The sequence below is a fragment of the Amycolatopsis xylanica genome, assembly GCF_900107045.1.
GTDB lineage: Bacteria > Actinomycetota > Actinomycetes > Mycobacteriales > Pseudonocardiaceae > Amycolatopsis > Amycolatopsis xylanica.
On the sequence record NZ_FNON01000015.1, the window covers coordinates 11,162 to 23,282 of the forward strand.

The window sequence follows — 12,121 nt, forward strand, 5'->3', positions numbered from 1 at the left end:
TCAACTACTTTGCGCCACGTACACCTCTACCTGATCGAGCGAATCGACGCCCAAACGTGGGAAGAACCGAAGTTTCGTACGCTTCGTGATTTTTTCCCGAACAAACCATCGGTCACCGACGAGTTCCAGCCCGCAGAAGTGTGAGCGGGCGGTCGTCACGCGGATCTACCGACCGGTTTACTCCCGGTTAGCTACTGCTTAAGCTCCGGGCAAAGAGGACGACGTGCTCAGCCGTCGAGGAGCGCCATGGTGTGGATGGCCAGCCAGCGCCCGACCTCGGTGTCGGTGCGAACCCGCTCGCCGAAGCTCGTCGGGAGAGAGAAAGAACTCGGCACCATCGTCGAGGTGGTCACCGAGCGCCCTGCCGTCGTGCTCATCGAGGGCGAAGCGGGCATGGGCAAGACCCGGCTGATGACGGAACTGGCCGGTCGCCCCGAACTGCGCGGCGTCCGCTTGCTCACCGGCACCTGCCAGCCGCTGCGCGACCCGTTCCCGTACGGCCCGATCCTCGAAGCGCTGCGGTCGTTGTCCGAACCACTCGGGCCGCTGAGCCCGGTCGCCGGCGTGCTGCGCCCGCTGCTGCCGGAACTCGCGGAAATCCTTCCACCGCAACCGGAACCGCTGGCCGACCCGGCCGCCGAGCGGCACCTGCGGTTTCGCGCGATACGAGAACTGCTTGGCGCGTGCGGCCCGGCGCTGCTGGTGCTCGACGACCTGCACTGGGCCGATGAGGACACCCGTGACCTGCTGCGGTTCGTCGTTTCGATGATGCCGCCCGACCTGGCGGTCGTCGTCGGTTACCGTGGTCCGTTCGGCTCCTCCTTCCGCTCGGCCGAGCACGCCCGCGTCACACTCGGCCCGCTCGACGTGTCGGCCGTGCGACGGCTCGCCACCGGGATACTCGACCTGCCAAGGGTTTCCGACGAGTTCGCGGCGAAGCTGCACGAGAGCACCGCTGGAATCCCTTTCGTGGCAGAGGAAACGCTGCGCGCACTCAAGGAGTCGGCCGGTTCGCAGCCGCTCGGCGAGACGCTGACCGACCGGCTGCTGGAAAGCCTCGAAGTCCCGGTGCTGCTGCGCGAAGCCATGACCGAACGACTGGAGACGCTGCCCGAGCCCGCGGTCAAGCTGGCCAGGGCGGCGGCCGTGCTGGGTGTGCCGATCGAGGCCAAGGTGATCGGCAGGCTGGCCGGGCTGGCTGGGGACAACCTGCGGTCCGCGCTGCTGACCGCGATGGACGGCGGCGTGCTCGGCGAGGTCGACGAAGACCGGTACGGCTTCCGGCATCCGCTCGCGCGCAAAGCCGTCTACGACACCATCAGCGGGCCCGAACGCACGATGCTGCACGGCGAAGCCTTGGCCGCGCTGGCCGGTTCGCCGGTGCCGCCGGTGCTTCAGCTGGCCAGGCACGCGAGATCCGCCGGACGGCTCGACCAATGGCAGCACTACGCCGAGGCAGCCGCCGACCAGGCGACCGCGCGCGGCGACACCTCGCTGGCCATCGACGTGCTGCAATCACTGCTCTCGGCCGGGAAACTGGCTGAAGCCGACGTCGCGCGGCTCGCCACGAAACTCAGTCAGATCGCGCTGCGCGGGTTCCGGCGTGACGTCATCGCCACGCTCGAGCATGTGCTCGAAGACCCACCGCACGACCCGGCCACGCGCGGGACGATCCGGCTCAGTCTCGGCAGCCTGCTGGTCCGCACGGTCGGGCAGCTCGGCCGCGGCCGCGTCGAAGTCGAGAAGGCCATCAGCGAGCTGGTCGACCGGCCCGAGCTGGCCGCGCGCGGCATCAACCTGCTGGCCCAGCCCATCGACGGGCTCACCTCGCTGGCCTGGCATCAGCGCTGGTCACGTCGCGTCGAAGACGTCTTCGACCAGCTCACCGACCCCGAACTCCGGCTCGCGCTGACCGTCGACCGCATCGCCAGCCGAGCGCACACCGGCGACGGCACCGCCTGGGCCGAGTTCGAAGCGCTGCCGGAGGAAACGAGCAGCGTCGCCGAGCGCGTCCAGCTCGCGCGGCTGTGGTGCAACCTCGCCGACGGCCAGTCCTGGCTCGGTCATCTCGGCCGCGCGGACCGCCTGGTCACCGAGGGCACGCGCCGCGCCATCGACGCGGGCGCGCTCTACGCGGCCGGGCTGGTGCAGGGCACCAGGGTCCGGCTCGACTGGGTCACCGGGCGCTGGGACGGGCTCGCCGAGCAGGCGGAAGCGTTGCGGGACAAGTACTCCGACCTCGGCCCGATCGTCCAGGAGACCTCGCTCGTGCTCGGCGCGCTGGCGGCGGTACGCGGTGAATTCGCGGCCGCGCACCGGCATCTGGCCGAGACCAGCGTGCTGGCGCCCGAGCACGGCGCGATCCCGGTCGTGCTCTCGGCCGCCGGCGTACTCGTGCGCGTCAAGCTGGCCACCGGCGACCTGGCGGGCGCACTCGCCGCCGCCGACGAAGGCATGACCGTCGCGCGGCGCAAGGGTGTCTGGGTGTGGGCGGCCGACCTGGTGCCCGCTGCCGCCGAGGCCTACGCGCAGGACGGTCGCTGGGATGAGGCCGACGGCGTCGTCGAAGAGTTCGCGCGCGGCATCGAGGGCCGCGACGCACCGGCCGCCGAAGCCGCTTTGCTCGCCGGACGGGCGGCTCTGCTTGCCGCGCGCGGCAAGCATCAGGCCGCGACGGTCGGCTTCGAGCAGGCCAGGGAGCGCTACGCGGAACTGCCGATGCCCTACCCGGCGACGGGCGCGCAGGAACGCGCGGCACTCAGCAGGCTCGCGGCAGGCGACCGGTCCGCGATCGAGGAACTCGCCTGCGCTGCGGAGTCCTACGAACGCCTCGGCGCGACCCGCGACGCCGGGCGCTGCCGTCACCAGCTCAGGGAGAACGGGGCGTGGGCGCCGTCGCAACGCGGACGCCGCGGTTACGGCCGCGAGCTTTCGCCGCGCGAGCGCGAGGTCGCGCGGATGCTGGCCGACGGCCGGACCAATCGGGAGATCGCCGACGGGCTGTTCCTGTCACCCCGCACGGTCGAGCAGCACGTCGCGAAGGTCCTGCGGAAACTCGGCGCGCGATCGCGGGCCGACGTCGCGCGCCACCTGTCGACCTACGCGCTCCCGTAAATCCGGTTGCCCGGTGCACGGGACGGACATATACATCGGCTCATGCATATCAAGGCGGAACCGCCGTACTACGCGGTGATCTTCACGTCGCGGCGCACCGAGGGCGACAACGGCTATGCCGAGGCCGCGGCCCGCATGGGTGAGCTGGCCGCTCAGCAGCCGGGTTTCCTCGGCTGGGACGCCGCGCGCACCGGCCCTGAGCTGGGCATCACCGTCTCGTACTGGAAGGACGAGGAGTCGATCGCCGGGTGGCGGAACCACCTCGAGCACGCGCCGACCCGCGAGCACGGGCGCGCGAACTGGTACGAGGACTTCGAAGTGCACGTGGCCCGCGTGGAGCGCACCTACCGCTGGACCAAAGAGTCGTGAGTGTTCCGGCCGGTTCTAACCGGCCGGAACACTCACGACCCCAGTAGAAAGAACGCCTTCCCCGCGGCGGGCGGGGAAGGCGTTCTTCACCCGGTATGCCGGGTGACCGGGCCTTAGTCGAGCTGAGCCTTGGCGGCGTCCACGAACTGGGTCGTGTACGTCTTGCTCAGGTCGATCTTGTCCTTCTTCGGCTTGACGTTGCTCGACGACTCACCGAGCACCTTGAGCACGTTCTTCGCGCCGTCGGCGTCCATCCGGCCGTCGGCGGTGAACATCGGCAGGCTGTCCTTGAGCGACTTGACGTACAGCGCCTTGTCGCCGCCGGCGAACGACGGCGGCATGATCGCGGCCACCTCCTCGGGCGTGTGCTTCTTGAGCCACTGCAACGAGGCGACGAACGCGTTGGCCAGCTTCTGCACGACGTCCGGGTGCTTTTTGACGAGTTCGCAGCCCATGTAGAGCGAGCTGGCCGGGTAGAGGCCGCCGAGTGCGGCGCGGGTGCCTTCCTCGGTGCGCATGTCGTAGAGCACCTTGGCCTTGCCGGTGTTCGTGAGCTGCGCGATCGTCGGGTCGGTGGTCATCCCGGCGTCGATCGAACCCTGGTTGATCGCCGAGATGAACGTCTGCCCGGCGCCGACCTTGACCGGCGTGTACTGGTCGGTGCCGACGCCCGCCTTGGTCGCCAGCGCCTTGGTCAGGAAGTCCGTCGACGAACCGAGCGACGTCACGCCGAGGTTCTTGCCCTTGAAGTCGGCCGAGCTGCGGATCTTGTCGGCCTTGTCGGTGGCCACCACCTCGGCCTCACCGGGCACGTTCGCGAACTGCACGACGCTGGTGATGCACTGCTCCTTGGCCTGCAGATCGACCGTGTGGTCGTAGAAACCGACCACGGCCTGGACCTCGCCGGTGAGCAGCGCGGTCTCCGCGTTGGCGCCGGACGGCTGGTCGAACAGCTCGACGTCCAGTCCCTGCTTGTCGTACTCGCCAAGTTGCTTGGCGAGCTGTCCTGGCAGGTAGATGACCTTCGACAGGCCGCCGATCATGATCTTGACGTGCGGTTTGCCGTTGTCGCCCATGCTCACTTCGCGCGAGTCGCGGCACGCGGTCAGCGTGAGCACGAGCGCCGCGGCGACCGCGACTGTCCTTTTGAGACGCATGGCCGTCACCTCAGATCTGGGCCGACGACGCGGACATGTTGGGACGCCAGCGCAGCAGCTTGTGCTCCAGCCGCCCGATGCCCCACTCGGCGAACAACGCGACCACCGTGATGATCAGCATGCCCGCGTAGATGCCTGCCGAGTCGAACGTGCCCTGCGCGTTGGCGATGAGGAAGCCGAGGCCGACCTTGGCGCCGGTGTACTCACCGACGACCGCGCCGATCAGCGCGAAGCCGAACGCGACGTGCAGCGAGGACAGGATCCACGAGGTCGCGCTGGGCAGCACGATCGAGGTCAGCACCTGCCAGCGGCTCGCGCCGAGGATGCGGGCGTTGTCGATCAGGTTGCGGTCGACCTCACGGGCGCCGGTGAAGGCGTTGAAGAACACCGCGAAGAAGACGAGCACGACGACCGTGGCGACCTTCGACGACAGCCCGAGACCGAACCAGATGAAGAACAACGCCGCCAGCACGATGCGCGGCAAGGCGTTGGCGGCCTTGATGAACGGGGCGAGCACGTCGGCCAGGTACTGGCTGCGGCCGAGCACAACACCGAACAGGACGCCCGCCACCGCGCCGATCGCGAAGCCGATCACGGCCTCTTCGACGGTCACCAGCAGCTGGTACCAGATCGAGCCGAAGTCGGTGCCCTCGGTGAACCATTCGACTAGCCGCTGCCAGATCGCCGACGGCTTCGAGTAGAAGAACGGGTCGATCCAGAGCGTCGCGGTCAGTTCCCAGCTCCCCAGCCAGACCACGAGGATCGCGGCACGCAGTGCCCAGATGTTGCGCTTGCGCTTGGTATTGGCCTTGCGCTGCTTGTTCAGGATGTCGGCTTCGGTTTCCATGACGGGGACAACCGGAGCGGGGGTCAACGTTTCATGCGACACGGTTGGCACCCTTCTCGCGAGCCTTGTCGACCTCGCCACGCAGTGATTCCCAGATTTCGCGGTAGATCAGGCGGAACTCCTCGGTCAGCCGGAGATCCTCGACGTGCCTCGGGCGCTCCAGCGGGATCTCGAAGACGTCCTTGACGGTCGCCGGGCTGGTGGTCAGCACGACCACCTTGTCGGCGAGCGCGATGGCCTCGTCGAGGTCGTGCGTCACGAAGATGACCGCCGCGCCGGTGCCGGACCACAGCCGCAGCAGCTCGTCCTGCATGAGCGCGCGGGTCTGCACGTCGAGCGCGGAGAACGGCTCGTCCATCAGGAGGATCTTGGGGCTGGTGACCAGGGTCTGGGCGAGCGCGACCCGCTTGCGCATACCGCCGGAGAGCTGGTGCGGGTAGTACTTCTCGAACCCCGCGAGGCCGACGCGCTCGATCCACTCGATCGCCTGCGCGCGGGCTTCGGCCTTCTCGACGCCGCGGAAGCGCGGGCCGGACGCCACGTTGTCGAGCACGGAACGCCAAGGCATCACCGCGTCGGTCTGGAACATGTAGCCGACCCCGTCGGGGATGGACTTCACGTCCGCGCCGTTGACCTTGACCTGGCCCGCCGACGGCGGCTGCAGGCCGGAGACCAGCGAGAGCGTGGTCGACTTGCCGCAGCCCGTCGGGCCGACGACCGCGACGAACTCGCCGGGGTTCACGGTCATGGTGAGGTCACGGACCGCCGTGTGCACGGCGCCGGACCCGCTCGGGAAGCGCTTGGTGGCTCCGATGAGCTCGATCAGTGGTGGGGCCATCGTCGGTGACTCCTTCGTCACGTGCTGGGGGTCACACAGACGTTAAGAGTGGATCAAGAGGCCGTGAAGCTTGGCCACTTTCTGCGCAGGGTCCGCGCATATTGAGCGTTTTGCTCATTCTGCGCAGCGCCGTGACCTGCAGGTACCGTGCTGGAGCATGAAGATGCGGTTCAGCCGCCAGATCCTGCTGCTGCAGGTCGGCGTTGTCGTGCTGATGCTCGGCCTCGGCCTCGCGCTGGTCACCTGGCAGCTGCGGACGACGCTCAACGAGCAATACGGCCAACGCGCGCTGGCGATCGCGCGGTCGGTCGCGGTCGATCCGGTGGTGATCGCCGAGGTGGCAGCGAAACGCCCCGGCGGCGAACTCGAGCGCCGGTCGAAAGACGTCACTTCGCGAACGGATTCCCTGTTCGTGGTGATCACCGACGATCAGGAGATCCGGCTCGCCCATCCCGACGAAAAGCTGATCGGGCAACGGGTGAGCACCTCCGCCAAGGAGGCTCTCGCGGGCAACGACGTGGTCAGCGCGGTGCAGGAGGGAACCCGAGGGCTGTCGGTACGCAGCAAGACGCCGATCAGGACGGCGGAGGGACGCGTGGTCGGCGAGGTCAGCGTTGGCTTCACGGTCGCCGATCCGACTGAGGACTTCAACCGGCTTTTGACGACCACTTTGCTGTTCGCGGGCGGGGCGTTGCTGCTGGGCGTCGGCGCGTCGGCGTTGCTGAACCGGCGCCTGCGCCGGGTCACACATGGCCTTGAGCCGCAAGAACTCTCGGAGCTGCTGTACGAACGCGAGGCCGTGCTGCATGGGATCGGCGAGGGCGTGCTCGCGGTCGACGCCTCGAACCGCGTGTCCGTGCGCAACGAGGAAGCCGAACGCCTGCTGAGCATTTCACTTCCGCTCAACGCCGAACTGTCCTCATTGGACCTCTCACCGCGGTTGCGCAAGGCGCTCGACGAGGGCCTGCCCGTGGACAACCTCCTCGCCGTGGCCGGTAACCGGGTGCTCGTGATCAATTCACGGGCGGTCGTCAGGGACGATCACGTGATCGGCACCGTGCTGACCTTCCGCGACCGCACCGACCTCGACACGCTCAGCCGCGAGCTCGACGGCATCCGCGCGCTCTCCGACGGCCTGCGCGCGCAGCGGCACGAGTTCTCCAACCGGCTGCACACGTTGTCCGGCCTGCTGCAGCTCGGGCACACCAGCGAGGCCGTCGAGTACCTGCAGACGATCACCGAGTCGGCCGGGAACATCTCGACCGAGGCCAGCGAGGCGGTGTCCGACCCGTACTTGCAGGCGCTGCTGGTCGCGAAAACCGAACAGGCACAGGAAAAGGGCATGACACTGCGCGTCTCGGACGACTCGTGGGTACCCGCGTCGGTGACCGATCCGGTCGCCGTCAACACGGTCGTCGGCAATCTCGTCGACAACGCACTGCACGCGGCGCGGATGGGTCCGCGGCGGCCTGCCACGGTCGAGATCGCGCTGCTCGCGGACGGCGACACCCTGCATGTGTCCGTTGTGGACAGTGGGCCCGGCGTCGCGCCCGAGCTGCGTGACCGGCTGTTCGACGAGGGCGTCTCGACGAAACTCAGCCCCGGGCATGGGCTCGGGCTGGCGCTGGCGAGGCAGGCGGCACGGGCGCGGGGCGGTGACGTCTGGCTCGCGAATCCGGGTGACGAGGAGAGCGGGGCGTTGTTCGTCGCGGCTTTGCCGGGCATGCTGAGCACGGGGAGGGCAGAGGGATGATCCGAACTTTGATCGTGGACGACGATTTCCGGGTCGCCGGCGTGCACGCCGGGTTCGTCGAAGAGGTGCCGGGCTTCGCCGTCGTCGGCACCGCGCACACCGCGGCCGAGGCCAGGGCCCGCGTCCGCGAGCTGTCGCCCGACCTGATACTGCTCGACGTCTACCTGCCCGACGAGTCCGGTCTCGTCCTGCTGCCCGAGCTGCAGACCGACACGATCGTGCTGTCGGCGGCCACGGACGGTAAGTCGATCCGGCGCGCGATCGGCGCCGGCGCGTTGAACTACTTGATCAAACCGTTCACCACACGCCAGCTTTCGGAACGGCTGCGCAGTTACGCGCGTTATCGCGGACTGCTCACCGATGATCGGGTTTTGAATCAGGATGACGTCGACCGCGCGTTTCGCGCACTACACGAGCAGGATCGCGCACTCACGCCGAAAGGTCAGTCGTCCGCGACTTCGCGGCTGGTCTCGGATCAGCTCCGTAATGCCGCACAGCCGTTGTCCGCGGCCGAAGTCGCGAACGAACTCGGCATGGCGCGCGCGACGGCCCAGCGGTATCTGACCGCACTGGCGGAATCAGGTTCGGTCGAGATGCGGCTGCGCTACGGCGCGACCGGCAGGCCGGAACACGAGTACAGCTGGAAAGACGCTTAGCCGCGAGTGATCGTGACCTTCACGAACTGGTCGACGTACTGCTGCATGAACTCCTCGACCGGGTCCTTCTGCTTGGTGGGCTTCGGGAGGTCGATCCGGGGCGACGGCGCGGTCGAGGTCGACTTGGCCGGCTTCTTCGAGGTCGCCGGCGTGCGGGTTTGCTTCTGCCCGGCGGGCTTCTTCGCCACCGGAACCGGCGCGGGGCCGGGGTTCGGCGGCTGCTCGACCTGCACCGGAACCGGGGCGGGTGGCTGCTCGGCGGCCCGCTCCTGGATCTCGACCGGCACGGGCGCGGCGGTCTGCGTCTCGGGCCCGTCGAAGGCGCCGCCGGTGATCCAGCCGGTCATCACCAGCGCGACCGCGGTGCAGGTGCCGAGCCAGGTCTTGATCCGGCGCTGGATGACGACCGACTTGGGTCGTAGATCCCAGTCCTTGTCATGCTGCTCACTGCCGTCCAGCGGGGAGCGGCCGATCACGGTGCGGCGGCGCTGCGGCAGGCTCGCCGCGACGATCCCCGTCCGGTCGAGCAACTCGACCTCGGGCACGGTCGTCGTGCCGCGCGGAGCGGTGCGCACCATTGAAGAACCTCCGGCTTTTGTCGCAGACGTCTGCATTCTGGTGGGTTTTCCACCGGCGTGGCGAAAGTTGACTCAATCGGGTGACTGCCAGCCCTCTTCGAGTTTGCCCAGCGGTGTCACCGGCGCCTCACCGTACAGCCATTCGCGCGCGATGCGATGCCAGTTCCCGCGTGCGTACAACTGGCCGAGCAGGCCGAAGGTGTACAGCTCGACGCGGCGCGCGAAGAGGTGCGCTGGCGGAAGGTGCTGCCAGCGCAGTTTCCGGAAATGGGCCGAGCGCGGGTCGATCGACGCGATGAACGCGTCGGTCGCCAGCTCGGGTGTGACGGCGATCTCCTCGTCGTCGAGGTACCAGCCGACGGCGTCGCGGATGTAGGCGAGCATGACGTCCGGTTCGATCAAATCCGGATCGGGGAAGACACCGATGCCGTCGAGCAACGCGTGCACGTCCCGCGCACGGCCTTCGCTCGCCGCGCGCAGCACCTCGAGTTCAACGTGGACGTCCTCTTCGGGCATCGTCTTGAACAGTCCGAAGTCGAGGAACGCGACCCGGCCATCCGGGCAGAGCAGCAGGTTTCCGGGATGCGGGTCGCCGGGAAAGCGGTGCTTCCGGTACAGGGAGCCACAATAGAAGCGGTAGGCGATCTCGGCGACGCGGTCGCGCACGTCCTGCGGCTCGCGCTGGATCTCGGCGAATCCCGCGCCCTCGACGAATTCCGTGACCAGCACATGTTCCCCGCAAAGCTCGGGCACGCTGTCCGGCACGACGATGAACGGGTGCCCTCGGAAGGCGGCGGCGACCTCGGCCTGTGTTTCGGCCTCACGGCGGTAGTCGAGTTCTTCGATGATGCGCGTGCTGATCTCGTCCGTCATCGGCCCGGCTTCGAGTCCTGGCAGCAGTTTCTTCGAAAATCTGAGGAACAACGCCAGATTCTTCAGGTCCGCGCGGACCGCGGTGGCGATTCCCGGGTATTGCACCTTCACCGCGACGACACGGCCGTCCGCTAATTCCGCGCGGTAGACCTGGCCGATGGAAGCGGCCGCGATCGGGGTCTCGTCGAACTTCGCGAAGGCGTCGCCGAGTGGCTTTCCGAGGTCACTCTCGATTACTGAGCGCATCCCGCTGAACGACACAGGCGGTGCTTGATCACGCAATGCGGCCAGTTTTCGCTGGAAATCGGCACGCGCGTCCTCCGGCACGATCCCGATGTCGATCACGGAGAGCATTTGGCCCAGCTTCATCGCCGCGCCTTTCATGCTGCCGAGCATGTTGACGATCTGATCTGCGGCTTCGAGCGCGCGGCGCTCGAGAATGCGCGTGCGCTCTGGCTCGGAACGCCCTAGTGTGCTGGCTTTCGTGCCCATCTGACGCGCGGCCTGGCCCGCGGCGAACACCCCGAGCCTGCCCGTGCGGGCAAAACGGGACGTCGGGATCTCACTCGGCATCGACAACCTCCGGTTACTCAACAGTAACACTAGATAAGCGTTCCGTAATAGGAGATATCCCGTAGGCTCCCTCCCCGATGGAATCCCCGCACGTATCCGGTACGGCGAAGCCAAAGGCACGCCGCGGGCGTCCACCTGAGCAAGGACTCGCGGAACGCCGGCGCCGCCAGCTCGTCGAATCCGCCTGCGCGGTGTTCGCCTCGCGTGGTTACGAAGCCGCGAGTATCTCGGACGTCGCGAAGCACGCGGGCGTCGGCCAAGGCACCGTATACCGGTACTTCGAAAGCAAACGCACGTTGCTGGACCATGTGCTGGACCACAGTGTCGAGCGCATGCTGGACGCGGTCCGGACCGGCGCGACCCATGAACGCCCGCATTCGCTGGAAGAGTTCACCGCGCAGGTTCGTTCGATCGCCGAACGACTATTCGAGCTGATCGAAGCGGAACCGGACTTGATCAAGCTGGTGGTCGTCGAGGCCACCGCGATCGACGACGAGCTCAAAGCCAGGCTCGTCGGCTTGGAGAACACGCTCACCATGATGATGGCGTCCTATTTGGACCATGGCGTGCGCGAAGGCTGGCTGCGCAAGGGACTCGACAGCCGCTGGGCCGCGCACGCGATGAACTCCCTGCTGGTACCGGGCTTCTTGCTGGCACTACGCGGCGAAGCCACCCCGGAAAGACGCGCCAGATACGTCGACGCGCTCGTATCCTTCATCGTGTACGGAATGCGCGGCCCCCGATGACCGACAGAGCGGCGGCTCGCAGCGAAGAACTGATCGCGGCCGCGTACAAGGTCTTCTCCACCCAGGGCTACCGCACGACCGGCGTCGCCGACATCGTGCGCGAGGCAGGCGTCAGCCACGGGACGTTCTACAACTACTACGACAGCAAACGCCACATCCTCGACGCGGTGCTCGACCACGCGGTCGGCAAGATCATCATCGGCGTCATCGGCTCGGACGCCCCCACCGAAGCGACTTCGCTGGACGAGCTGTCCGACCAGTTCCGCGCGATCCTCACCCGGCTTTTCTCGGTCATCGAAGCGCAGCCCGGCCTGATCGAGTTCCTCATGCTGGACGCGCCCGCAATCGACAGCGAGATGATCACGCGCCTGCTCGAGCTGACGTCGTCGTTCAGCACGCTGGCCATGAGCTATCTCGAGAACGGGGTCCGGCGGGGGTTCCTCGATCCGCATTTGGACACCAAGATCGCCGGGGAAAGCCTGCTGGCGCTGATGATCTCGGCCGTGGTGTCGACGATGGGCGGCTCGCTGCGGCCTGCTGAGCGCGATGCGCAGATCGAAGCGCTGGTGGAGTTCGCGTATCACGGCATGGCCGCCGTCTAGGGGTCGTGAGTGGTA

At 67.7% G+C, this 12,121-nt stretch carries 11 protein-coding genes; 6 read left to right on the forward strand and 5 right to left on the reverse strand.

Annotation, left to right across the window (positions count from 1 at the left end):
* Positions 1–246: 246 nt before the first annotated feature.
* A complete protein-coding gene (locus BLV57_RS40550; RefSeq protein ID WP_245757729.1) occupies positions 247–3,114 on the forward strand; it encodes an ATP-binding protein in 2,868 nt (955 codons plus the stop codon).
* A 42-nt stretch (positions 3,115–3,156) separates the two neighbouring features.
* On the forward strand, positions 3,157–3,483 hold the full coding sequence (locus tag BLV57_RS40555; RefSeq protein WP_091299538.1) for an antibiotic biosynthesis monooxygenase family protein: 327 nt from the start codon (positions 3,157–3,159) through the stop codon (positions 3,481–3,483).
* 113 nt (positions 3,484–3,596) lie between these two features.
* Here BLV57_RS40555 and BLV57_RS40560 read toward each other — a convergent pair whose 3' ends face one another.
* The 3 genes from BLV57_RS40560 to BLV57_RS40570 are packed head-to-tail and all read right to left on the reverse strand — an operon-like array spanning position 3,597 to position 6,325.
* Entirely contained in the window at positions 3,597–4,640 is a 1,044-nt protein-coding gene (locus BLV57_RS40560; RefSeq protein WP_091299540.1) for an ABC transporter substrate-binding protein, read from the reverse strand.
* Between the two features lie 10 nt (positions 4,641–4,650).
* Positions 4,651–5,529, reverse strand: coding sequence for an ABC transporter permease (locus tag BLV57_RS40565; RefSeq protein ID WP_091299544.1), 879 nt, complete (start codon positions 5,527–5,529; stop codon positions 4,651–4,653).
* Entirely contained in the window at positions 5,519–6,325 is an 807-nt protein-coding gene (locus BLV57_RS40570) for an ABC transporter ATP-binding protein (RefSeq protein ID WP_091299547.1), read from the reverse strand. The genes BLV57_RS40565 and BLV57_RS40570 overlap by 11 nt, the downstream gene beginning before the upstream one ends.
* Before the next feature lie 163 nt (positions 6,326–6,488).
* Between BLV57_RS40570 and BLV57_RS40575 the strand changes: the two genes are divergently transcribed.
* Together BLV57_RS40575 and BLV57_RS40580 are read left to right on the forward strand one after the other, a co-directional pair.
* Positions 6,489–8,078, forward strand: a complete 1,590-nt coding sequence (locus BLV57_RS40575) for a sensor histidine kinase (protein ID WP_091299828.1) — start codon at positions 6,489–6,491, stop codon at positions 8,076–8,078.
* The gene (locus BLV57_RS40580) at positions 8,075–8,734 is read left to right on the forward strand and encodes a response regulator (protein WP_091299550.1); all 660 of its coding nucleotides are present in this window, start codon (positions 8,075–8,077) and stop codon (positions 8,732–8,734) included. The genes BLV57_RS40575 and BLV57_RS40580 overlap by 4 nt, the downstream gene beginning before the upstream one ends.
* Here the strand turns inward: BLV57_RS40580 and BLV57_RS40585 are convergent.
* Positions 8,731–9,312 carry a hypothetical protein gene (locus BLV57_RS40585; protein WP_091299552.1) on the reverse strand — a complete coding sequence of 194 codons (582 nt, stop codon included), beginning with the start codon at positions 9,310–9,312 and terminating at the stop codon, positions 8,731–8,733. The two genes, BLV57_RS40580 and BLV57_RS40585, sit on opposite strands and share 4 nt — an antisense overlap.
* Positions 9,313–9,384: 72 nt before the next feature.
* Complete coding sequence (locus tag BLV57_RS40590; protein ID WP_091299555.1) at positions 9,385–10,758, reverse strand: ABC1 kinase family protein; 1,374 nt, start codon at positions 10,756–10,758, stop codon at positions 9,385–9,387.
* Between the two features lie 77 nt (positions 10,759–10,835).
* On the opposite strand from BLV57_RS40590, the gene BLV57_RS40595 reads away from it, so the two are divergent.
* Positions 10,836–11,504 (forward strand): TetR/AcrR family transcriptional regulator, encoded by a 669-nt coding sequence (locus tag BLV57_RS40595; RefSeq protein ID WP_091299557.1) that lies wholly within the window; start codon positions 10,836–10,838, stop codon positions 11,502–11,504.
* Complete coding sequence (locus BLV57_RS40600; RefSeq protein WP_091299559.1) at positions 11,501–12,106, forward strand: TetR/AcrR family transcriptional regulator; 606 nt, start codon at positions 11,501–11,503, stop codon at positions 12,104–12,106. The genes BLV57_RS40595 and BLV57_RS40600 overlap by 4 nt, the downstream gene beginning before the upstream one ends.
* The last annotated feature ends 15 nt before the right edge of the window (positions 12,107–12,121 follow it).

What these genes read in the sequence shown, in the direction of transcription:
- BLV57_RS40580 (WP_091299550.1), top strand. Translation starts at nt 8,075, where the DNA reads ATGATCCGAACTTTGATCGTGGACGACGATTTCCGGGTCGCCGGCGTG.
- BLV57_RS40575 (WP_091299828.1), top strand. Translation starts at nt 6,489, where the DNA reads ATGCGGTTCAGCCGCCAGATCCTGCTGCTGCAGGTCGGCGTTGTCGTG.
- BLV57_RS40555 (WP_091299538.1), top strand. Translation starts at nt 3,157, where the DNA reads ATGCATATCAAGGCGGAACCGCCGTACTACGCGGTGATCTTCACGTCG.
- BLV57_RS40570 (WP_091299547.1), bottom strand. Translation starts at nt 6,325, where the DNA reads ATGGCCCCACCACTGATCGAGCTCATCGGAGCCACCAAGCGCTTCCCG.
- BLV57_RS40585 (WP_091299552.1), bottom strand. Translation starts at nt 9,312, where the DNA reads ATGGTGCGCACCGCTCCGCGCGGCACGACGACCGTGCCCGAGGTCGAG.
- BLV57_RS40590 (WP_091299555.1), bottom strand. Translation starts at nt 10,758, where the DNA reads ATGCCGAGTGAGATCCCGACGTCCCGTTTTGCCCGCACGGGCAGGCTC.
- BLV57_RS40550 (WP_245757729.1), top strand. Translation starts at nt 247, where the DNA reads ATGGTGTGGATGGCCAGCCAGCGCCCGACCTCGGTGTCGGTGCGAACC.
- BLV57_RS40600 (WP_091299559.1), top strand. Translation starts at nt 11,501, where the DNA reads ATGACCGACAGAGCGGCGGCTCGCAGCGAAGAACTGATCGCGGCCGCG.
- BLV57_RS40595 (WP_091299557.1), top strand. Translation starts at nt 10,836, where the DNA reads ATGGAATCCCCGCACGTATCCGGTACGGCGAAGCCAAAGGCACGCCGC.
- BLV57_RS40560 (WP_091299540.1), bottom strand. Translation starts at nt 4,640, where the DNA reads ATGCGTCTCAAAAGGACAGTCGCGGTCGCCGCGGCGCTCGTGCTCACG.